This is a genomic window from Alicyclobacillus hesperidum subsp. aegles, from assembly GCF_027923525.1.
Lineage (GTDB): Bacteria > Bacillota > Bacilli > Alicyclobacillales > Alicyclobacillaceae > Alicyclobacillus > Alicyclobacillus aegles.
In genome coordinates this window covers 56,239-75,770 of sequence record NZ_BSBJ01000003.1, presented here as the reverse complement: position 1 = coordinate 75,770, position 19,532 = coordinate 56,239, and the positions used below count along the sequence as shown (strand labels likewise).

Sequence of the window (19,532 nt, the reverse complement as noted above, 5' to 3'; positions counted from 1 at the left end):
CTGGAAGGTTATGCGTGTTGATGGTATGTGTCTGCTCGTCCTAGGCATAACGCCCACCGTCGCATGGGGATGCTATCCGTACATCTGCGGAAGGGGTGTTCTTTCCATGGCTATTTCAACGATCACGCTGCAATCTGCAACATGTCCACTTTGTGCCAATCGCGTATCGGTGGCCTTACACGCCGTTGCGGGCGTACGCAACTTCGACGTCGACCTCTCGGATGAAATTGCGGTCATCACGTACGACGACGATACAGTCGATGATGCAGTGATTCGCAACGTGATCGACGAAGTGAATTGCGACGCACACAAAACTGTGCATTGAGATTGGCGTTTGCCGCATTTTTCGAATTCGCTTCAAGGAATTTTTGATATACATAGCGAAAGGAGATTTGATCAAGCGAGCTGGATGAAAGGCAATTCGGACCTTTCCACGTGGCAGAGCTCGAAAGGGTGACAGCGATGGCGGATCGCGAGGAGGAGCACATGCGGGGGGTAGATGCCACACGACGTCAGGCATGGCGACGTCTGTGGCGCGGGGCGGGCCTGGTCATCAGTGGGGCCATGCTGATGGTCGGCGGTTGGTGTATTGGAACCTTGCAAAACCGCTCCGCCAACGTGCTGGCGGCGACGCCTACAGGGCAATTATCCAGCCAACTGACCACCCAAAAGGTGATGATTATCGGCGGATCCATGGCACACGGGTGGAAAGATCCGAACAACGATAGTTATCTAAAGCGCGCGTTTGCGGCACTTTCGAATTCGACCGATACGCAGTATGCGTATGATGATCGTACGGTGGTGGGCGGATCGCCGGTGGGATTGGACAAGAGTGGCAAGTATGCGACCTGGCTGGCCGAGGATAAGCCTCAGATTGTCGTCATTTCTTGGGGCTTGCTTAATGATGTGTTTGACAAGACTCCGATGGCCGCGTTTAGCCAAGCCATACACGACGAGATTCAGGAAGCGCTTGCGGCGAATGCTGTGGTGATCTTTGTGACGTCGCCTGTGACCAAGGCCACAGCCACGTACAATCACGCCGAAGTGGAGAATTACATCGCTCTGGAACAGCAACAGGCGAGCTCTTTTGACAACCCAAACATTTATTTCATCGATTTAAACCACGACATGTCTGTGTATATGGCCGCGCACGGTCAGACTTGGCAGCAATATTACGGCGACAGTTGGCATCCGAACGAGGCTGGACACGAACTGGCTGGAGAACTTCTCTTTGACGATTTCATCGAAACCTTTGGCACGGGGCCCATCGAGTGGCAGGATCCGGGGGCCGGAGACACTGCGAACCAAGGTTCTGGTGGCGGCGGAACTGCGGATACCAGCGCGTAACTTGGAACATATGAACAAGCACGCAAACAATATGCTGAATCGAACACCACGTCTGCGGATGTGGGGAGGAGGCGATTTGCGTGCTGAGGAAAGTGTGCAAAGGTAAGCTTCACCGTGTTCGCGTCACGCAGGCAGATCTCAATTACATGGGAAGCATCACGCTGGATCCGGCTTTGATGCGAGCCGCTCGCATTCGACCTTACGAAATGGTGCAAATCACGAGCCTCGAGAACGGTGTTATCTGGCAAACCTATGCGATTGAAGGCCAGGAGAACAGCGGTGTTGTCTGCCTGAACGGCCCGCCGGCCCGCCACTTTCAGCCGGGCGATCAAGCCATTGTCCTATCACTAGCTTGGATCGACGAAAGCGAATGGGAGGACTTTACCGCGAGTGTCGTGTTTGTAGGTGATCACAACGAGATCACCTCCGTCGTGACAAGTAGGCCCTTTGACGGTTGGCAGGACGGACCTTGATGGGATCGCCGCAGCGCTTGGCGTTGCGGCGCAGAAACTTAGGACAAGCGACAATTGCAACCGCATCTTCAGTATGCTACACTGCTCTAAATCCGACTTTTCTATTTGGTTTAATGTGTTTTTCGCTTAGGACTTATGATGATTTGGGTACCATGAAGGTACGTCAAGAGGGATGTCCATGGTTATAGCAGCTTGGCTGATCGCCTTGTTCTTTGCCGCCAACATTGGGGCAAGCGGTACAGCCGCGTCGATGGGTGCGGCATATGGGGCTGGCGCAGTGCGTAAAAAGTGGGTTGCGTTGCTGCTGGTTGCCATGGCGGCGTTTCTCGGTGCGGTGATTGGCGGGGGAAGCGTGGTCAAAACCATCGGTAGCGGCATTGTTCCTTCGCACGTGATCACGGTTGAGATCACCGTCATCATTCTGGGTGCAGCTTGTCTTACCTTGTTTGGATCCAACCTGTTTGGCGTCCCGTTGTCCACGAGTGAGGTAACCGTGGGCGCGGTCGTCGGTGCGGGTCTCGCAATGGGCCACGTGTATTACGCACACCTGCTATTCATCATCGCCGTCTGGCTGGTGATGCCGTTTATCGCGATGTGTATCGCATTTATGTTAGGGATTCTGGTTCGCCACGTAGAGCCACGTTTGTTGCGCAACGTAAAGGGAATGGTGCCAGTCCTCATCGCCGTGCTGGTTTTGGCCGGATGTTATGAGGCGTTTTCGGCGGGGATGAACAACGTGGCGAACGCGGTTGGACCAATGGTGGCATCTGGAATTCTTACGGTACACGCAGGATTGTATTGGGGAGCCCTCTTCGTTTCCCTGGGCGCTTTGACGCTCGGTAGCAAAGTCTTAGATACAAATGCGAAAAAGATTACGAAATTGTCGCTGATGCAAGGCATTGTGGTTTCCTTTACGAGTGCGACGCTGGTTCTGGTTGCTTCGATTCTTGGTTTACCTGTGCCGCAGACACAGGCGACGACAATGGCCATTTTTGGCGTGGGTCAATCTCATGTCGGGTCGGACATTTGGCGGCAAGGCGTGGTTACGCGCATTCTGAAGACTTGGATTGTGTCTCCTGTGACATCGTTACTCGTCAGCTATTTGTTGGTCGATATCTTGGCTCGCAATCAATATACGTCTTTATTTATCGCCGTTGCTTCCGTTGTTGTGGCCTTTCTTTATTGGAGTATGCGCCCGCATACCCGACGCGTAAAGGTCGAAGAAGAGTAGGAAATGGCGTTGCTGGACAGGCCACATTCTCGTTCGGCTATTGACAAAATCCATGGTGATCGGCAAACAATAGGGTTTGTGGAGTTTTTCCATGAACGTAAGCCGATACCATGGATTTGTCTTTGAGGAGGGGCTGCATGCCAAACGCCATCGTATTGCGAGGGCTCACCAAACGGATTGGCCAAAAGACGATTGTCGACAACCTGACGTTCGACATTCCTTCCGGCGAGGTATTTGGTCTGCTTGGTCCAAACGGAGCGGGAAAGACCACAACCATTCGGATGATGGTCGGTCTCATCCGCATGACCTCAGGAACGGTCGAAATTGCGGGGCACGACATCGTGCGCGACTATGGACAAGCCATCCGCCAAGTGGGTGCGATTGTCGAGAATCCTGAGATGTACAAGTACTTGTCTGGGTATCAGAATTTACGGCAATTTGCGCGCATGACGCCGGGGATTGAGCCGCGGCGAATCGATGAAGTCGTGGAGTTTGTCGGACTGTCCGAGCGCATTCACGACAAAGTCCGTCAATATTCGTTAGGCATGCGCCAGCGTCTCGGCCTCGCACAAGCGCTTTTGCATCGCCCATCTGTGTTAATTTTGGATGAACCTACAAATGGGCTCGATCCGGCAGGTATTCGCGAGTTGCGCGATCATCTGCGACGTTTGGCTCGCGAGGAAGGCGTAGCTGTCGTTGTGTCCAGTCACTTGCTCAGCGAGATGGAATTAATGTGCGATCGCGTCGCCGTCATCCAACAGGGGAGGCTTGTCAGCGTCGGGCGGATCGACCAGATGGTTGCGGCTGGAACAGATGGACTGGTGCGCCTATTTGTCGAGACTGAGTGTGGGCAGGAAGCAAAGACGGCCCTGATCGGACGCGTGGATGGCATGGCGGATCTCGCCGTAGTCGATGGCGGCATTGAAATGAAACTCCCGCGGGATGTCATCCCACGCGTTCATCAATTGCTGGTGCAATCGGATATACCGGTCTTTGAAGTGCGTATCGTTACGCAGACGTTGGAAGATCGATTCTTAGAAATGACGGGAGGTGGAGACAAAGCATGATGGGTCTTATCTGCAATGAACACGTGAAAATCTATCGTCGGGCGAGAACTTGGATATTTTTCGCTGCTATTACGGCCATTGCGATATTAGGGGCCGCCTTAAAACATCATACGGCCGTTCAGTTGCATGACAAGGAAACAGTTTGGATGTTCATGGATAGTATGGGCCGTGCCGTCTATCTTGTTATCGTGTTTGCATCGATTGTCGCCGGTGACATTGTCGGCGGGGAATTTGCAGGCGGTACCGTCAAACTTTTGCTTATTCGGCCACACCGCCGATGGAAAATACTCCTTAGCAAGTATCTGTCCGTTCTTTCGTTCAGTTTTACACTTCTCGTGTTCACCGTCTTCGTCGCATGGCTTGTCGGCGGCCTTGTCTTTGGCTTTTCGGGAGCGGGTGAACCATACCTACTTTCGTACGGCGGACACGCCGTGTCGATCCCGGCTTCTTCAGAAAGTGTGCGAACGTACGCATATCTGGCCATTCCGCTACTCTTGACGTCGACGTTAGCCTTTATGATTTCTACACTATTTCGCAGTTCTGTGGTGGCGATTGCACTCTCGGTGTTTCTGGTCCTCTTTGGCCCGGTCATCACAGAAGTGTTGCGCAGCTATGCGTGGGATCGGTTTGTCTTGTTTGCAAACTGGAACCTCGCACCGTACTTTGAGAACGATATGTCGCCTTTGCCGAACATGACTCTATCGTTTTCTATCATCGTACTCATCGTGTACTATGTCGTTTTTCTCGCCATATCTTGGTTGTCCTTTACGAAGCGAGACGTTTCCGCATAACGACGTGCAACCACGTGAATACGCTCGATCCGAGCACGGGTGTAATCAGTAAAATGGTGATGTGACGTGGTAGGGACCCGACTAGAAAAATGCCCATGGATACGCCCATAAACACGTTCATCGCAAGCTCGGAAAACGCCTCGAGGTGGGCGGATCGCATCGTCAACAAGCCGGCGCTGACGCCCGCTACGCAGGCTGCGATCCCGCCCACCGTTTTATTGTGGACCAAGAGTTCGACAATCAGTTGCGTCGCAAACGTCAGTCGCATCAACACGCTGTTTGCGATGTCGCGAGAGACGACGGCGTCCGCGTCGGCGCTTGCGCCAATCCGCTTCCATATGAGCCACGTTTCAATCAGCGCGATCGGCACTACCATGGCGATGAGCACCCGCGAGCACCCCCTCTGTACAACCTATGCGGACGCGCTGGTTAGCATGTCGACAAAGGGGGGCGGTTGGATTCACTCAGTCTTCAACCTTCGGCTACATCCACGTGTATCCCGCGATAAACTTTTCGCAGGCGTCCGCGCAACGTAGGCAACACTGTTTTGCAGACTGCGAGACGGGGTCCGCATAGCTCGCACACTCGTCTGCGCACGTACGACATACTTTTGCGCAATAGAGTAGTGCCGATTTCATCAACGGACTCTTGCGAGCGATAACGCGTGTGGTCATCAGCGATACGTCAACCATGTCCTGTAATAGGGCCAGTTGTCGCCTGCGCAGCGGGGCGTCGGGTTGGCACATGAGCATATGCAGGGCCCGCTCACAATGCAGCATGCAGTCTTTCACGTACTCGCAGATGTTCAGGCACTGATGGTGCGGATGGGGTTTAAACCATATTTCCTCGATCTCGACCTTTTCTTCCACTACCTCATATTGCACGCCCGGCGCCTCGAAGCCCGTCGCCATCGGTGGGGCCGAAGGCATCTGCGGTGTGTGAAAGACTACCTCCGCGGGCGAGCTGTCGGGGTCGTCGAACGAGAACGGTGGCATAGGCGCAATGGGTGTTACGGGGTCGGAGGCAGATGGTGAGGATGGCTCCAAGATTGCATGACTCTCCTGTTTTGCAGTATGTGACGGTGATTCGCTACGCCCATGCTCTGCGTCAAACATCCACGGAAATTCACTTGCCACGCGTACACATCCTCCTAATCGCGAAGTCATCACCATAGAATGCATTGAACTGAAGTCCTGTGCGAGTGTCCCGAGTGTTTTGGGCGCAAGGTGAGACGGGGCGATTTATGCTACACTGATACCATTGCGGAATTTGTCCGATTCTGATGTTTTTCGAATCAAGGCAAACTCAGATGAGAGGTGGCTTCGACGTGCCAATCAAGATTCCGGACCACTTACCTGCGAAAGAAATTTTGCAGTCTGAACATATTTTTGTTATGGGCGAAGAACGAGCTTATACGCAGGACATTCGCCCGCTCAAGATCTTGATTTTAAATCTCATGCCGCGCAAGGAAGTCACCGAGACGCAGTTATTGCGTTTGCTCGGTAACTCGCCGCTGCAGGTGGAAGTCACGTTGTTGCGCATGCGATCCCATGTTGCGAAAAATACTTCGACGGAGCACCTTGAGGCGTTTTATCAGACTTTTGATGAAGTGGAACAACAGGCATATGACGGGATGATCATCACGGGAGCACCTGTTGAACACTTGCCGTTTGAAGAAGTGACGTATTGGCCAGAGCTTTGTGAAATTCTCGACTGGACCAAGGGTGCGGTGACCTCGACGCTGCATATTTGCTGGGCCGCGCAGGCGGGGTTATATAGACATTATGGACTTCCGAAATACGCGCTGGAGCGCAAGACGTTCGGGATTTTCGAACACGTCGTCAACGTTCGATGTAACTTGACGCGAGGTTTTGACGACGTGTTTCTGGCGCCGCACTCGCGCCATACAGAAGTGCGGCCGGACGATATTCGGCGCGTCAAAGGGCTCGATATCCTCGCCGAGTCAGCCGATGCCGGTGCCTTTCTTATCGCCACCCCGGATGCTCGTCAGATTTTTGTCACCGGACATCCGGAGTACGACGCTATAACGCTAGCCGAAGAATACCAAAGGGACATCGAACGAGGATTGGAAATCGATGTGCCATACAACTATTACCCATTGGACGATCCGCGGCGTGAGCCTTTGAATCGGTGGCGCGGCCACGCCAATCTCTTGTTTGCGAACTGGCTGAATTACTGCGTATACCAAGAGACACCGTACGACCTGAGCGGGCGTATTCGACAGCGCGTGGCGAAGTCGTAAGCATCAATGACAGCGCGATCATCTCATTTGCAAGGAGTGTGTCGTCATGGTCTGGTGGATTCGCGTGGTGACGGCATTGCTATGCTCCGCAACCACATGGGGGATCGCGCGCGTGGTTGGCGATTCTGTCAAAATTGCGTGTGTATTGGGATTCTTTGTCCTCGCTTTTGGCCTGTTGTCGACAGTCCGTAAGTACCTGTTACAACATCGGTTTTTACGACGCGATTTGCTGTCGCAATATATCGATCCGATGGTCGCCAGTGCGATTGTCGCTGCGATCGTTCGGCTTGTTCGCGGATAACCTTTAGCTATCCAATCCGATTTCACGAAATCCCTTTCGGATCGACTTTGTTCGACAATCTTGTCACGTTTTTGTTCCAACTATTTTTCCCCTCACACGACAAAACGTCGTATAATGTTGAACGTTGGTTTTGTGTCACTTGGGTGGGGGGAATTTCATGGCCTGCGCGGGCAACACCACAGATTTGGTTGAATATCTGCGCAAAAAGATGGTTGAGACCGCAGAGGAAACAGGTAATCTGTTAGACGAGCGGGTCATTCGCATCAGTCAGTTGCTGGATCTTCATTTGGTGGCGGCGATGCGCAACCAGCTCGGAACTGTCGCGAACGACGATAGGCAGATTGGATTTGCTCCTCGTGTCTCAGGAGAACACACGTATATCGAAAAACGTATACTTCCCCTCCAGTATCGTAGAAGGTTTCACGTCGTCCAGTTTACGGATCGCACGACCACGAGTTGACTGGGCGGTGCGAATCCATGTACGCTGGCTACGGAAATTGGTACGAGTGACTAACTCGAACAAAGGATGTGGCAAGCGTGCATTCGTATTGGTTTCACATTGGTGCGTTTCCGGTTCGTTCTTACAGCACAATTTTTGCACTGGCGTTTCTACTCGGACTCGGCATCACGCTTTATTTAGCCAAGGTTCGGGGAAACCCTGGGGATTCCGAGCATTGGTGGGCGCTCGCACCGCTGTGTCTCATCGGTGGTGTCGTGGGAGCCCGGTTTTGGCAAGTATTTTTCTTCGACTTCGGCTATTACGCGTCACATCCGGGTCAGATTCTACAGGTTTGGCACGGAGGCCTGTCTATCCAGGGCGGTATTGCGGGTGCGCTAGCGGCGTCCATCATCTATTTATGGCGAAAGCGGCAGAGCTTTTTGCACTTTGCTGACATTGCGACGCCAGGCATCTTGCTGGGGCAGAGCATTGGTCGTGACGCAGACTTTATGAACGGAAGTGCCTTTGGTGCGCCGACTCACCAAGGCTTTGGCGTGTTATTCCCACCCGGAACCTTGGCGTATGAGCAATATGGACACCAACCCCTATGGCCTGCGGTCATTTGGGAGGGACAAGTTGATATTGTGCTCTTGGCCCTTTTGTTTGTCATATTGCAGCGCAAGAAGGGTTGGCCGCTCGGGTTCCCGTTCGTGTATTACTTGGTCGTGTATAACATATGCCGATTCTTTCTCGAGATACTTCGCGGCGACTCACCGCGGGGTGTCTTTGGCTGGGACGCCGCACAGTGGACCGCACTCGCGACTGTTCTTGTCGGCTTGTTGCTTGGCGTTTGGATCTTTTTGAAGGAAAAGCGCAAAACTCCGTTGGGTGTGCAGGGTGAGTGAATCGCGATACATGGGGATCATATGATGGCCCAAGCTGTCGGAGCGTTTCCGGCAGACCTGGGCCGTTTTGTTTTTCTTCATGATGAGGCTTGCGAGAAGTGAAGCGTGATCCCGAACAGACGTTGTGCATCCTCCACGACTTTCGCGTCTGCAGTATCTGGTGCAATCAGGCAGAGATCTGCACCGCCAGCGATGGACAATTGACGGGGCTGTGTGACCCATCCGATATCCGTGAGGGGAACGCCGAGTTCTAACGTGAGCCAGCGCGCAAGTCGAAGCAATACGGAGAGCTTCGCGCAACGTGGATCGGGCGTTTTTCCGCTTACCACATGTCCAACCCTGGCCCATTGTTCGTTGGACAAGCCATACAAGTACGTCGATTGCACAAGGTAAGCGGCATGATCCGCCGCATGTTCCGGATGTATATATGTACCCGCACCTTCAATTTGAGCAGCGGTCCATAAAATCATTCTGTCTTCTTGATTCAAATCTGCGTCGGGCTGCATGACATCAAATAGCCGCAGGGCGGCGGTCGTCACGATGGCGGCAATATTGCGATCCACCTCGAACTGCCTTTGCAAGTTGCCCACGCTGTGCGCCAACACGGAGCCGACGACAGGTGTTTGGGCTTCGGCAAGCAGTGCTTCGAAGAGCAACCCTTCGCGAATGCCGTTGCGACTGATATGAATGGTGGTGGGGCGTACGTGATCGATAATAGCTTGTAATATTGCCATCCCGGACGTGATAATTTCCGCTCGGTGTTTGGCAATACCTTTAATTTTACGCCGTTTATTCACACTCATGGCCTGCAGCTCGCGCAGCTTTCCACCTGTGTAAGAAGCGGGGAACGAATAGCCATGTAGCCGTGTCCATTCAGCGCCCGTATCTCCCATATGAAGTTTGGCCATGGCGCGGGCGGTTCCGCCAAGGCCGATGAGCGGCAACGCACAGGCGTTTGCCAACCATACAACGTCTGCTAACGCCTCCGTTACGACTGCGTAAGCCCGTTCGACAGCTCCCTGCTCGCCAAGGGCGCCATACATTTCACGAAGATTGAGTGCCCCATAGGGGATACTGATGGCGTTCAGCAGTTGACGATTGCGCACAAGGCACAATTCGCTGCTGGCACCACCAATGTCAAAGATTAACGCGTCGTTTAGGGCGACGGTATTGATCACGCCTAAGTATCCGTAGCGGGCTTCCTCGTCCCCAGTTAAGACGCGAAATGGAACGCCGGTTTCATGCTCCAACAACGAGAGCGCATATTCGCGGTTATCGGCTTGGCGAACCGCAGCGGTGGCGACGGCAAGCCACCGAGTGACTCCATACAATTTTCCAACGCGGACGAATCGTTTCAGACAATAGATGGCTCGTGACAGACTTTCGTCAGTCAAACTGCCGTCATTTGAAAGGCCCTCCGCGAGACGTACATTTTGTTTGACTTCATAAACAGGACGATACGTCGTGTCTGCAAACGTATCAAATAGCGACATCCGGCACGAGTTGGAACCGAGATCGAGAATACCGAGCCGCTCGCTTCGTTCCATGTGTTCATCCTCTTCCGCTTTGATTTCAGTCAGTATCATGATAAGCGTATGGCTGGCGGAAGTCGATTCGTTCAGAAGGATGGATTTGGCTTTGAATGGATTATTAGGAATGATAAATGTGGCATAGATCGTAGCTATGGGGTCACAATACAACTGTCATCATCACCACACCACAAGGAGGTAAATGACGATGGCCAACAACAATAACAACAGCAAGTTGATTCCGCAAGCAGAGAAGGCTTTGGAGCAAATGAAGTACGAAATTGCTTCCGAGTTTGGTGTCAACTTGGGCGCCGAAACGACATCGCGCCAAAACGGCTCGGTCGGCGGCGAGATCACGAAACGCCTGGTCGCATTTGCTGAGCAAAACCTTGCTGGTCGTGTGTAATTAGATTGGGTTTGCAAAAGGGGCTGAACCATTGGGTTCGGCCCCTTTTCACCGTGATACAACGTCATGATTCGGCCAGGATGGCAGGCAACTCAGCAAGCGTTGCGATCACGTAATCCGGCTTTTGTCCGTGCGATATATATGGCGCTTGACTTCGATTGCACCAACACGTGCGAAATCCGTACGCTTTCGCGCCGGCGATATCCCAACTGTTGCTTGAGACAAAGAGAACTTCCCGCTTCTCGCAGCCAAAGGCCGATTGTACAAGGGCATAAGCCTTGCGCGACGGTTTATAGGTGCGAATGGGATCGACGCTAAGGATGAAGTCGAACGAAAATAAAACATCGTTTGCAACGGCCAAGGCTTGTAGAGAGCGCAGGGTTCCATTGGACAAAACGGCCGTTTTGTAATTGCCCAACTGATGAAGTGTCGGCTTGACATCGGGGTACACAGGAACCTTTTGCATGTGTTTAAGTAGCTGTTGGACGACCGCATCGGCATCTGTCCGCACCATCTCATGCTCGGCGAGTGCGGCGTAAAGGGATTGTTTTGCGAGTTGATCGAAATCGCGATACTGCTCAGCCAATGCCGATTGCCACGCAAACTCGAGATGAAGCTGTCGCCAACGTTGGCAAAATGCATCGGCGGCGGGTTGGTCCGCAAACCAGGGGCGCGCAACATCCGCCAAATCACTTATATCAAACAGTGTTCCATAGGCATCAAACGCCACAACCGCCATTTTCATATCCCCCTGCCGCATAAGTTCATACGCCGCGCTGATTCGGATCCCAAATGACTTTGTGTATTTGTAGATTCAGCTTGACCCGTGAGAGTCGGTGTTGCAGTATCCGGTTGACCAGTTCACGAGGAGGCATCGACTCCCAAACAGGGCTGAATAGGACCTGAGCCTTGGTTGGATAGGCCGCCAAGACAGAGACGGCTGTGTCAAAGTCGTGATCGTCCGCAATCACGAATTTCACTTCATCCCGGTCCGAGAGGGCAGCCAGGTGTTCGTGCACCATCTGCGCCTGTTCGCCGCTTGACGGGAGTTTGTAATCGACGATAAATCGCAGCTTTGCCGCCAATTCGGGAGACTGCTCGCGCAGGGCTGCAAATGGCCGGACGTCGATCGCGCCGTTGGTCTCGACATGTAAGTCCTCGATTTGTGGCAGGCTCGCGATGGCGTCGATGAGCAACTGGGATTTGTGCCGATGAATCAGCGGTTCCCCGCCAGTTAGGCAGACCTGATGCCAGCCGAACTGATCCACGCGGTCTACGATCTCGCCAATCGACGCTTCGAATTCCGGCTTGGCAGGGGCATAGCTGTAGGGTGTGTCGCACCAGGTACAACGCAGGTTACAGTGAAAGACGCGCACAAAGACGGTAGGATACCCTGCTCGCGTACCTTCGCCCTCCACCGTTTCGAAAATCTCAACCATCGGTAAGCGACTGGATCGCCAATCGCCCTCGCGAGCCTGCTCGTATTGTACGTGCCAGTCGACGTTACGCCGAACCGTTGTGCCAGCGGAGCTTCCAGTCATATCATCCACTCCCGCTTGAGCGTCGCTTTACTCGTCGGCGTCTCGAAAAGATCAATTTGCTCCAAACGAAGGCCGCGGTAAGCATCATACTGAGCCAAGGCCGCCTCAAATTGTTCCCAGATCCATACGACCATGTTTTCGGCGGTCGTGTTCATCTTTGGCAGCACTTCATTCAGATATTGGTGATCCACTTTGCGCTCAATGACATCGCGATATATCTGCTTTAATTCGCCGAAGTCGATCACGATGCCAATGGCATTGACGAAGCCGCTGACGGTCACGACCAGCCGATAGGTGTGGCCGTGCAAGTTCGTACACTTGCCGTCGTACGCGTGCAGATGGTGTGCCGCATCGAACGTAAATTCTTTGGTGACGGCGACGCGCTTTTGATGATAAGGGAGTTCCGATTTCTCTATATCGACGCCGAGAACCTGCAGTCGCTCAGGGATTCTGTATTCGGCCATCGTCTCCACTCCTTACTACCGACTGAACGGTTGTTTGTGCGCATAAGAGGAATATGTTCCTATACACGTAAATGAGGCTGTCACCAAGGATACCCGTTGGATGACAGCCTTCCATCGCTGTATTGGTCTCAGCGACTCAATTTCGACGTGAGTTCTTGACACTCCTCCGGGGTCACCCATTCGTCGCCCCACTGTTGCACCGCATCCATCACAGGGCGGAGTGCCTTGCCTTTGGGTGTCAACTCGTATTCGATGCGCACCGGTGTTTCCGGGTACACGTGACGAATCAAAATGCCCGCCTTTTCAAGTTCCTTAAACCTCTCGGCAAGCATTCGATCACTCATGTTCGGGATCATTTCCGAGATATCCTTAAATCGTTTCGGACCCTGCAAAAGAACCCGTATGATGAGCCCGGTCCAGCGCTTGCCCAAAAGGGCGAAAGCCGACTCGAAGCGCGGGCATATCTGCTCATGGTTGCCCATGACGATCATCTCCTAACGATATTGTACCACAATTCTTTCAACGTCTCCTACTGAATGTGAGTAACTTTTCTTTGCCGTCGCCAGAATCTTCGACCACTCGTGGCGAAACCCTCCATCCATTGCAGATTGCCGCCAGTTCTGTTACATCTGAGACAAGTGAATGCGCACGATGAAGGAGATGACAGCGGTGGACGGCCCTTTGCAACTTCCTGATCCGCGCCCGGTCGACCCAAAGGCGTATGCCAGAGCACAGGATCGATTAAATCAATTGACCAAGCCGGTTGGAAGTCTCGGTTTGCTCGAACCCATCTTATGCGATCTCGCCGCCATCCAAGGCCGAGCGATTCCATCCGTGAGGCGACCGCGTTTTCTGTTATTCGCCGCTGATCACGGTGTCGCATCGAATCGCTCTATTTCGCGCTACGGCCAGCATGTGACGGAAGAGATGGTGGTCAACATCGCGATGGGCACCAGCGTGTCTTCGGTGATGGCTCGCAACATGGGCGTTGCGCTCGACGTCTACGACGTCGGGGTATTGCGCAAGCCGCGCCATCCACGCGTGCACGTCGAGAAAGTTGGGCTTGGCACGTCCGACTTTACGTCCGGCCCGGCGATGACCGAAGAGCAGTGTCGACAAGCGCTTGCAATTGGCATGAAGGCCGCGTTACGAGCCGTTGAAGAAGATGGCATGGATTTGCTGATTCTTGGTGAAATGGGAATTGGCAATACGACGGCGGCCAGCGCGCTTGCCGCATGGTTGCTGGGTCTCGACGCACAGGAGGTGGTCGGGCCAGGTACGGGCATCGCCGACGAAGCGGTCGCGAGCAAGCGCGATGCCGTTGAGCGAGCGTGTGCGCTCTGGCAGAGCGCCAGTCAGGCCTACGAACCGGGTAGCGACGCATACTGGTTAGCCGGGATGGCACAACTGGGTGGCTTTGAGCTGGCCGCGATGGCGGGGGCCATCTTACAAGCCAGCGCATCGGGCGTGGCTGTTTTGCTGGACGGATTGCTCGCAGGCGTTTGCGCGCTGTGGGCAACGCGTCTGCGGCCCCAGACGAGCGCGTATCTCATTGCCGGCCATCGCTCGCCTGAACCGGCGCATGGCCGGATTTTGTCCGCGCTTGGAAAGACGCCTATGCTCGATATGGGCCTGCGCGTCGGTGAAGGAACGGGGGCCATGATGGCTTGGCCGCTGATCAAAGCAGGGTGTGAAATCATGGCGGAAACAGCGACGTTTGCCGACGCGCGCGTCTCCAATCCGTTTGCCGGCGATCTGCCTAACGATGAAGGCCATCTCGTCTTCAACGATGCAGATACAAGGCGCGAGATGCCGCCGGTCGCCGTGGACTTTGACGATGCCGAGCGCAAGGCGGTGTACAAAGCGATTGCCACAAGGCGCGACGTTCGCGTGTTTTTGCCCGATCCCGTGCCCGTCACGGTCGTGCGGCGCATTTTGGAAGCCGGGCACCAGGGGCCGTCGGTTGGCTATATGCAACCTTGGAACTTCATTGCGATTCGCGATAAACAGCTGCTTGCCGAACTCGCCGAGCTCGTCGAACGCGAACGCGTGCGTGCCGGTGAGAAATTTCCAGATGAGCAGAGGGACTACTATTTGCGGCTAAAGGTAGAGGGATTGCGCGAGGCGCCGTGGACCATTTGCGTCACCAACGACCCGACGCGGGGCGGACCCGTCGTACTCGGGCGCAACACGATTCCTGAAACCGACCTGATGTCGACTGCCTGTGCCATTGAGAACATGTGGTTGGCCGCGCGTGCGGAAGGGATAGGTATGGGCTGGGTATCGATGTATGAAAAGGGGGATTTGCGAACCCTCTTAGGTATTCCTGAACACGTCGATCCCGTTGCCTTGCTTTCGCTGGGCTATACGCCTCATTTTGCGGACGAACCCATCTTGCAGAGGGTCGGTTGGCGCAATCGCATCGCCATTGATGAAATTGTCTTTCTTAATGGCTGGGCAAAACCATGGAAGGAGAATATACGATGAGATTATACACGCGCGGGGGCGATCTCGGTACGACAGCGCTGATCGGCGGCGAACGGAGACGCAAAAGCGATTTGCGCGTCGAAGCATACGGGACGGTGGACGAGGCCGGGGCCTTTCTTGGCTTGGCCTCAAGCCAGCTTGTCGATCCACAGTTTGCGGACATCCGCGAGCTACTCTTTGCCATCCAGCAGCGCTTGTGGGACGTCGGAGCCGATTTGGCCGCACCAAAGTCCGCGACTGCCTATGTGCTACGCACGCCTGAAGATGCGGCGTCGGTGCTGGAACCATACATCGATACATACCAAGCAGAGGCAGATAAGTTGGACAAGTTCGTCCTCCGCCAGGGCTCGCAACCAGCGGCAACCCTGCACGTCGCCTGCACAGTGGTGCGCCGAGCAGAGCGTCAGGTTGTCCGTTTGGCCGAGTTCGAGGAGGTCCCAGGCGCGGTGCTGCGGTATTTAAATCGGCTGTCAGACCTGCTCTTTGTCCTTGCCCGGGCCGTTAATGCCCGCATGCACGTGGACGACATCGACTACGCGAATAGCCCACCAGTCTTTCGCGATCCGCGCTCGCGCCGCGATCGCCCACAAGAGGATTGACAGCAGGGCCGCCGCTGACTAGGATGAAAGGCGAACTGAACCAGCCGCTAGGTGCTTCGCGCGAAGCGAAGAGAATAGGGAAACCGGTGTAAATCCGGTGCGGTCCCGCCACTGTGAACAGGATAGGCGCCTTTGCTACGAGGCACGTATTGCAATCCACTGCCGTAGGGTGGGAAGGATGCGACACGAACCTGTGAGCCAGGAGACCTGCCTAGCTGCTTACGAGCCAACCTTCGAGGAAAGGTTTGTTTCGACATGCGCGTCCAGAGAGGCGTGCACGACGGACACAGGCAACTTTCTCGCAAGGGACGCTCCAGATGAATGGGGGTCCATTTTTTTATGAGACGAAAGACAAGCTGGGCAATGTGGACAACGGCATTGGCCGCGGTTGCGGCCCTTACCGGTTGTGGTGCGGCAACTGGCGGATCCGGCGGTAACGCCACGCAAGGAACGAGCGGGGCAGCCGCATCCAGTTCCGCTTCGTTTCCGATCACGATGACCGACGACACCGGCACCAAGGTTACCATCCAAAAAGAGCCAATGCACATCGTATCAGGCACCGAGGGCACGGACGAGATTCTCGTGTCACTCGTTCCGAAATCGCGCATTTCACTTGTGACCAACCTCTCCAGCGACGCCACATATTCGGATGTCACGAACCTTGTCAAAGGGATTCACCAGTGGAGCGGTGACGACGCCGAGCAGGCGCTCGCCGTCAACCCGGATTTGGTGCTCATGGCATCGTATGCGCCACAAAAAGTGGTGAACCAAATACGCAGTGCGGGCGTTCCGGTTTATGAGTTCAACGACTTTACCTCGGTGGCGATGATTGAGCACAACATTGGCGTCATTGGCAAGCTAGTCGGTGAGCCGCAAAAGGCGAAGGCCATCGTAAATAATATGAATCACAACATCGCCAAGATCGAACACGCGGTCGCGCCGTACGGTCGTCCGACGGTCCTCGATTACAGTTCTTATGGGTACGCCGCTGGCGAAGGTACGACGGTCAACGATATCATCCGCATGGCCGGCGGGAAAAACGCCGCCGCGAGCTTGAAGGGTTGGGCCAAGATCACTGATGAGGAGATTGTCAAACTCAACCCCAGTGTGATCATCGATTCGAGCGACGATGCCGCGTTTCTCAAAAAACTAGCGTCCGATCCGGCTTTGCAGTCGGTTGCGGCCATCCGTGAGCATCATCTTTACGCCATCGACAGCGCCGACTTGTCATCCGTTTCGCAATATGTCGTGAAAGGCGTTTATGATGTGGCAAAAGTGATTCACCCGAACGCGCACGTTCCGGCGGTTCAGGTGCTTTCATGAGGTGTCGGCGGCCCCTTGCGTTCGCGCTGTTAGGGCTCGCCTTGTGCGTCGCCGTCGCGCTCGAAATCGGGATTGGCCCCGTCTATATCCCGTTTTGGCACATTCCTGGCGACACCATCGCGTACGCGAGCGGCCATCGGTCGCTCGACGCGATTGTCGTCGGTGCCATTCGCTGGCCGCGATTGTTGGTCGCGCTGTTGGCGGGGGCAGCGCTGGCTGTGGCCGGTTGCGTCCTCCAGGCCATTTTCAAGAACCCGATGTCAGACCCGGGCGTGATCGGCGTTTCGAGCGGTGGTGCCCTTGGCGCAGTGCTCACCATTGCCCTAGGTTGGTCAAACAAATGGCTGTGGGTAACGCCTGTCGGCTCGTTCGTTTGTGGCCTTGCGGTGGTCGTCCTCATTTATCGCCTTTCCACTTTCGGTCGCCGGACGAATCTTTACGCGTTGCTCTTGGCTGGTGTTGCTGTGGGTTCGTTGTGTAGCGCCATCATCACGGCGATTCTCGACATGTCACCACTGCAGACAATGGAGCAGATGATGTTTTGGCTGTTTGGTGGACTTGACGGCAGCAATTGGCACGAGACGTTTATCCTCGCCATCGTCGACGGCGTTGTGTTGCCCGCCTTTCTGACTTTGGCGTGGGCCCTCGACATCATGGTGACCGGCGAAGAACATGCCGAAGGTGTCGGTGTGGCCGTGCAGCGGGTCAAGCAGATTGCGCTTGGGCTGTGTGCGCTCGTCGTCGGCGTTTCCGTGAGCACAACAGGCGTCATTTCGTTTGTCGGCCTCATTGTTCCACATGTTCTCCGCTATCTCGTGGGGCCGCGTCACCGCTATCTGATTCCCGCCTGTGCTTTAGGTGGGGCCACTCTGCTGGCGCTCTCCGATCTCGTTGCGCGCACGGTGGTCGCCCCGGTTGAACTGAACGTGGGCATCGTCACATCGTGTTTAGGCGCGCCCTTCTTTCTGTTCTTATTATTTCAACATGGTCGCAGTTGGCGAAGGAGATGAGCGCGATGGCTGGTGTGCGACTGGAGTCCGCTGCGTACTTGCCGGTCTTAAAACCGATGTCCATTGCGCTTGAGTTGGGCCAAGTGGTTGGCGTGATCGGGCCAAACGGAGCCGGGAAGTCGACGCTGCTTCGCCTTATGGCTGGACTTATTGCGCCGACCTCCGGGCAAGTGGTTGTGGCAGATCTGCCTATCACAAGTCAGCCACCGCGCTGGCGCGCTCAGCAAATCGCCTATTTGCCACAGTTTATTGGCGATGACATCCCATTTACCGTGCGCGAGTTTGTGGAAATGGGAAGGTACAGCAGGGAATCCGCTTTTGCACAGGGCTCCTCCCGGCAGGAAGCCGTAATGGCTGCTGTCGCTCAAATGGGCCTCGAGCGCCTGCTCGATGTGCCACTTGCTCAGATATCGGGGGGAGAGCGGCAACGGGCAGGGATTGCCCGCTGTTTGGCACAGGCTTCGCCCGTGTTTTTACTCGATGAGCCAATTGCCAATCTCGATGTGTTTTACCAACTGGACATCCTCTCGCGTCTACGTGGTCTCGCAGCGGATGGGCGACTCATCGTCCTCGCTATTCATCATTTAGAGTTTGCCATGCGTTTTTGCGATGCTTGCATCGTGCTTGATCACGGTGCTGTCGTAGCATTTGGCCCACGCGACGAAGTGTTTCAGACAGAGCTTGTGCAGCGAGTCTTTCACATTGGTGTGCGACGTTTTGCCGATCCATTCACAGGTGATCCGCGTCTGAGTGTTATGGGCTGTCTGCCTGCCAAGGATGGAGAGGAAAGGGAAGAGTCATGAGCTTAATTCTGGTCACCGGCGGCGCGCGTAGCGGGAAGAGCCGATTTGCCGAGATGCTGGCTGACCATCATGCCAACTCCGGCGCGAAGGTCATCTTTGTCGCAACAGCTGAGGCGTTTGACGACGAAATGGCGGAGCGGATCAACCGCCATCGAGCCGCGCGCGATCGGCGCTGGCGCACTGTGGAAGAGCCATGTAATCCAGCGGCCGTCGTGCGTGCAGCACAAGCCGATGTCTATCTGATCGACTGTTTGACCCTGTTGCTCGCGAATTGGATGTTTCAGGCGAAGGTAGACGAAGCGGGTTTTTGGGACAAGCTCACAGATTTAGTTGACACCTTGGCCGCATCTAGTGCCACCTGTATCGCCGTAACGAATGAAATTGGTCTCGGCATTGTGCCTGCGGATCCAGAGACGCGGTTGTACCGCGATTGGCTCGGTTGGATGAATCAAGCGTTTGCGCGTGCCGCAGAGCAAGTGTTTCTCGTCACAAGTGGGATTGCAGTCGATCTCAAGGCGCTCCCAGGTGCGAGGGTCCTTTGAAAGGGGACGTC

At 54.8% G+C, this 19,532-nt stretch carries 24 protein-coding genes, 1 pseudogene and 1 riboswitch; of the genes and pseudogenes, 18 read left to right on the top strand and 7 right to left on the bottom strand.

Annotation, left to right across the window (positions count from 1 at the left end; all coding sequences use genetic code 11):
- Positions 1–106 precede the first annotated feature (106 nt).
- The 6 genes from QMF38_RS01580 (at position 107) to QMF38_RS01555 (ending at position 4,909) form a co-directional block, all read left to right on the top strand.
- Positions 107–325, top strand: coding sequence for a heavy-metal-associated domain-containing protein (locus QMF38_RS01580; RefSeq protein ID WP_040288317.1), 219 nt, complete (start codon positions 107–109; stop codon positions 323–325).
- Between the two features lie 137 nt (positions 326–462).
- On the top strand, positions 463–1,347 hold the full coding sequence (locus tag QMF38_RS01575; protein ID WP_232302273.1) for an SGNH/GDSL hydrolase family protein: 885 nt from the start codon (positions 463–465) through the stop codon (positions 1,345–1,347).
- A gap of 80 nt (positions 1,348–1,427) precedes the next feature.
- On the top strand, positions 1,428–1,820 hold the full coding sequence (gene panD, locus QMF38_RS01570) for an aspartate 1-decarboxylase (protein WP_058094844.1): 393 nt from the start codon (positions 1,428–1,430) through the stop codon (positions 1,818–1,820).
- A 178-nt stretch (positions 1,821–1,998) separates the two neighbouring features.
- Entirely contained in the window at positions 1,999–3,051 is a 1,053-nt protein-coding gene (locus tag QMF38_RS01565) for an inorganic phosphate transporter (protein ID WP_058094845.1), read from the top strand.
- Positions 3,052–3,188: 137 nt separating this feature from the next.
- Entirely contained in the window at positions 3,189–4,118 is a 930-nt protein-coding gene (locus QMF38_RS01560; protein WP_058094846.1) for an ABC transporter ATP-binding protein, read from the top strand.
- The gene (locus QMF38_RS01555; RefSeq protein ID WP_281758464.1) at positions 4,115–4,909 is read left to right on the top strand and encodes an ABC transporter permease; all 795 of its coding nucleotides are present in this window, start codon (positions 4,115–4,117) and stop codon (positions 4,907–4,909) included. Before QMF38_RS01560 ends, QMF38_RS01555 begins: the two co-directional genes overlap by 4 nt.
- Here QMF38_RS01555 and QMF38_RS01550 read toward each other — a convergent pair.
- Together QMF38_RS01550 and QMF38_RS01545 are read right to left on the bottom strand one after the other, a co-directional pair.
- Positions 4,884–5,297 (bottom strand): hypothetical protein, encoded by a 414-nt coding sequence (locus tag QMF38_RS01550; protein WP_058094848.1) that lies wholly within the window; start codon positions 5,295–5,297, stop codon positions 4,884–4,886. The two genes, QMF38_RS01555 and QMF38_RS01550, sit on opposite strands and share 26 nt — an antisense overlap.
- Positions 5,298–5,391: 94 nt before the next feature.
- Positions 5,392–6,045, bottom strand: coding sequence for a hypothetical protein (locus tag QMF38_RS01545; protein ID WP_058094849.1), 654 nt, complete (start codon positions 6,043–6,045; stop codon positions 5,392–5,394).
- A 191-nt stretch (positions 6,046–6,236) separates the two neighbouring features.
- Here QMF38_RS01545 and metA point away from each other — a divergent pair, with 191 nt between their 5' ends.
- The 4 genes from metA (at position 6,237) to lgt (ending at position 8,817) form a co-directional block, all read left to right on the top strand.
- The gene (metA, locus tag QMF38_RS01540) at positions 6,237–7,172 is read left to right on the top strand and encodes a homoserine O-acetyltransferase MetA (RefSeq protein WP_058094850.1); all 936 of its coding nucleotides are present in this window, start codon (positions 6,237–6,239) and stop codon (positions 7,170–7,172) included.
- A 46-nt stretch (positions 7,173–7,218) separates the two neighbouring features.
- Positions 7,219–7,473 carry a hypothetical protein gene (locus QMF38_RS01535; RefSeq protein ID WP_058094851.1) on the top strand — a complete coding sequence of 85 codons (255 nt, stop codon included), beginning with the start codon at positions 7,219–7,221 and terminating at the stop codon, positions 7,471–7,473.
- A 157-nt stretch (positions 7,474–7,630) separates the two neighbouring features.
- The gene (locus QMF38_RS01530) at positions 7,631–7,933 is read left to right on the top strand and encodes a Spo0E family sporulation regulatory protein-aspartic acid phosphatase (RefSeq protein WP_058094852.1); all 303 of its coding nucleotides are present in this window, start codon (positions 7,631–7,633) and stop codon (positions 7,931–7,933) included.
- Positions 7,934–8,010: 77 nt separating this feature from the next.
- The gene (gene lgt, locus QMF38_RS01525) at positions 8,011–8,817 is read left to right on the top strand and encodes a prolipoprotein diacylglyceryl transferase (RefSeq protein WP_281758459.1); all 807 of its coding nucleotides are present in this window, start codon (positions 8,011–8,013) and stop codon (positions 8,815–8,817) included.
- A gap of 77 nt (positions 8,818–8,894) precedes the next feature.
- Here lgt and QMF38_RS01520 read toward each other — a convergent pair whose 3' ends face one another.
- Complete coding sequence (locus QMF38_RS01520) at positions 8,895–10,364, bottom strand: Ppx/GppA phosphatase family protein (protein WP_281758457.1); 1,470 nt, start codon at positions 10,362–10,364, stop codon at positions 8,895–8,897.
- Between the two features lie 190 nt (positions 10,365–10,554).
- Between QMF38_RS01520 and QMF38_RS01515 the strand changes: the two genes are divergently transcribed.
- The gene (locus QMF38_RS01515) at positions 10,555–10,752 is read left to right on the top strand and encodes an alpha/beta-type small acid-soluble spore protein (protein WP_040288328.1); all 198 of its coding nucleotides are present in this window, start codon (positions 10,555–10,557) and stop codon (positions 10,750–10,752) included.
- A 64-nt stretch (positions 10,753–10,816) separates the two neighbouring features.
- On the opposite strand, the gene QMF38_RS01510 is transcribed toward QMF38_RS01515, so the two are convergent.
- From QMF38_RS01510 to QMF38_RS01495, 4 genes are all read right to left on the bottom strand, one after another.
- The gene (locus QMF38_RS01510; RefSeq protein ID WP_281758453.1) at positions 10,817–11,491 is read right to left on the bottom strand and encodes a haloacid dehalogenase type II; all 675 of its coding nucleotides are present in this window, start codon (positions 11,489–11,491) and stop codon (positions 10,817–10,819) included.
- 25 nt (positions 11,492–11,516) lie between these two features.
- Positions 11,517–12,293 carry a 7-carboxy-7-deazaguanine synthase QueE gene (locus tag QMF38_RS01505; protein WP_281758451.1) on the bottom strand — a complete coding sequence of 259 codons (777 nt, stop codon included), beginning with the start codon at positions 12,291–12,293 and terminating at the stop codon, positions 11,517–11,519.
- Positions 12,290–12,757, bottom strand: coding sequence for a 6-carboxytetrahydropterin synthase QueD (gene queD / locus QMF38_RS01500; protein ID WP_281758449.1), 468 nt, complete (start codon positions 12,755–12,757; stop codon positions 12,290–12,292). The genes QMF38_RS01505 and queD overlap by 4 nt, the downstream gene beginning before the upstream one ends.
- Before the next feature lie 128 nt (positions 12,758–12,885).
- A complete protein-coding gene (locus QMF38_RS01495) occupies positions 12,886–13,239 on the bottom strand; it encodes a winged helix-turn-helix transcriptional regulator (protein ID WP_040288332.1) in 354 nt (117 codons plus the stop codon).
- Between the two features lie 160 nt (positions 13,240–13,399).
- Between QMF38_RS01495 and cobT the strand changes: the two are divergent.
- The 7 genes and pseudogenes from cobT to cobU form a co-directional block, all read left to right on the top strand.
- Positions 13,400–14,485: pseudogene (cobT, locus tag QMF38_RS14765) on the top strand (nicotinate-nucleotide--dimethylbenzimidazole phosphoribosyltransferase); the annotation flags it as partial.
- 81 nt (positions 14,486–14,566) lie between these two features.
- Positions 14,567–15,244: a 5,6-dimethylbenzimidazole synthase gene (gene bluB, locus QMF38_RS14760; RefSeq protein ID WP_281758547.1), complete on the top strand. Its 678-nt coding sequence runs from the start codon at positions 14,567–14,569 to the stop codon at positions 15,242–15,244.
- Positions 15,241–15,843 (top strand): cob(I)yrinic acid a,c-diamide adenosyltransferase, encoded by a 603-nt coding sequence (locus tag QMF38_RS01480; RefSeq protein WP_281758447.1) that lies wholly within the window; start codon positions 15,241–15,243, stop codon positions 15,841–15,843. The genes bluB and QMF38_RS01480 overlap by 4 nt, the downstream gene beginning before the upstream one ends.
- Positions 15,844–15,875: 32 nt before the next feature.
- Positions 15,876–16,072: riboswitch (cobalamin riboswitch) on the top strand.
- A gap of 110 nt (positions 16,073–16,182) precedes the next feature.
- Positions 16,183–17,166 carry an ABC transporter substrate-binding protein gene (locus tag QMF38_RS01475; RefSeq protein WP_281758445.1) on the top strand — a complete coding sequence of 328 codons (984 nt, stop codon included), beginning with the start codon at positions 16,183–16,185 and terminating at the stop codon, positions 17,164–17,166.
- Positions 17,163–18,176 carry a FecCD family ABC transporter permease gene (locus QMF38_RS01470; protein ID WP_281758444.1) on the top strand — a complete coding sequence of 338 codons (1,014 nt, stop codon included), beginning with the start codon at positions 17,163–17,165 and terminating at the stop codon, positions 18,174–18,176. Before QMF38_RS01475 ends, QMF38_RS01470 begins: the two co-directional genes overlap by 4 nt.
- Positions 18,177–18,181: 5 nt before the next feature.
- Positions 18,182–18,979: an ABC transporter ATP-binding protein gene (locus QMF38_RS01465; protein WP_281758442.1), complete on the top strand. Its 798-nt coding sequence runs from the start codon at positions 18,182–18,184 to the stop codon at positions 18,977–18,979.
- Complete coding sequence (gene cobU / locus QMF38_RS01460; RefSeq protein WP_281758441.1) at positions 18,976–19,521, top strand: bifunctional adenosylcobinamide kinase/adenosylcobinamide-phosphate guanylyltransferase; 546 nt, start codon at positions 18,976–18,978, stop codon at positions 19,519–19,521. The genes QMF38_RS01465 and cobU overlap by 4 nt, the downstream gene beginning before the upstream one ends.
- The last annotated feature ends 11 nt before the right edge of the window (positions 19,522–19,532 follow it).

What these genes read in the sequence shown, in the direction of transcription:
- QMF38_RS01580 (WP_040288317.1), top strand. Translation starts at nt 107, where the DNA reads ATGGCTATTTCAACGATCACGCTGCAATCTGCAACATGTCCACTTTGT.
- QMF38_RS01575 (WP_232302273.1), top strand. Translation starts at nt 463, where the DNA reads ATGGCGGATCGCGAGGAGGAGCACATGCGGGGGGTAGATGCCACACGA.
- QMF38_RS01565 (WP_058094845.1), top strand. Translation starts at nt 1,999, where the DNA reads ATGGTTATAGCAGCTTGGCTGATCGCCTTGTTCTTTGCCGCCAACATT.
- QMF38_RS01560 (WP_058094846.1), top strand. Translation starts at nt 3,189, where the DNA reads ATGCCAAACGCCATCGTATTGCGAGGGCTCACCAAACGGATTGGCCAA.
- QMF38_RS01555 (WP_281758464.1), top strand. Translation starts at nt 4,115, where the DNA reads ATGATGGGTCTTATCTGCAATGAACACGTGAAAATCTATCGTCGGGCG.
- QMF38_RS01535 (WP_058094851.1), top strand. Translation starts at nt 7,219, where the DNA reads ATGGTCTGGTGGATTCGCGTGGTGACGGCATTGCTATGCTCCGCAACC.
- QMF38_RS01530 (WP_058094852.1), top strand. Translation starts at nt 7,631, where the DNA reads ATGGCCTGCGCGGGCAACACCACAGATTTGGTTGAATATCTGCGCAAA.
- QMF38_RS01520 (WP_281758457.1), bottom strand. Translation starts at nt 10,364, where the DNA reads ATGGAACGAAGCGAGCGGCTCGGTATTCTCGATCTCGGTTCCAACTCG.
- QMF38_RS01515 (WP_040288328.1), top strand. Translation starts at nt 10,555, where the DNA reads ATGGCCAACAACAATAACAACAGCAAGTTGATTCCGCAAGCAGAGAAG.
- QMF38_RS01510 (WP_281758453.1), bottom strand. Translation starts at nt 11,491, where the DNA reads ATGGCGGTTGTGGCGTTTGATGCCTATGGAACACTGTTTGATATAAGT.
- QMF38_RS01505 (WP_281758451.1), bottom strand. Translation starts at nt 12,293, where the DNA reads ATGACTGGAAGCTCCGCTGGCACAACGGTTCGGCGTAACGTCGACTGG.
- queD (WP_281758449.1), bottom strand. Translation starts at nt 12,757, where the DNA reads ATGGCCGAATACAGAATCCCTGAGCGACTGCAGGTTCTCGGCGTCGAT.
- QMF38_RS01495 (WP_040288332.1), bottom strand. Translation starts at nt 13,239, where the DNA reads ATGGGCAACCATGAGCAGATATGCCCGCGCTTCGAGTCGGCTTTCGCC.
- bluB (WP_281758547.1), top strand. Translation starts at nt 14,567, where the DNA reads ATGCCGCCGGTCGCCGTGGACTTTGACGATGCCGAGCGCAAGGCGGTG.
- QMF38_RS01480 (WP_281758447.1), top strand. Translation starts at nt 15,241, where the DNA reads ATGAGATTATACACGCGCGGGGGCGATCTCGGTACGACAGCGCTGATC.
- QMF38_RS01475 (WP_281758445.1), top strand. Translation starts at nt 16,183, where the DNA reads ATGAGACGAAAGACAAGCTGGGCAATGTGGACAACGGCATTGGCCGCG.
- QMF38_RS01470 (WP_281758444.1), top strand. Translation starts at nt 17,163, where the DNA reads ATGAGGTGTCGGCGGCCCCTTGCGTTCGCGCTGTTAGGGCTCGCCTTG.
- QMF38_RS01465 (WP_281758442.1), top strand. Translation starts at nt 18,182, where the DNA reads ATGGCTGGTGTGCGACTGGAGTCCGCTGCGTACTTGCCGGTCTTAAAA.
- cobU (WP_281758441.1), top strand. Translation starts at nt 18,976, where the DNA reads ATGAGCTTAATTCTGGTCACCGGCGGCGCGCGTAGCGGGAAGAGCCGA.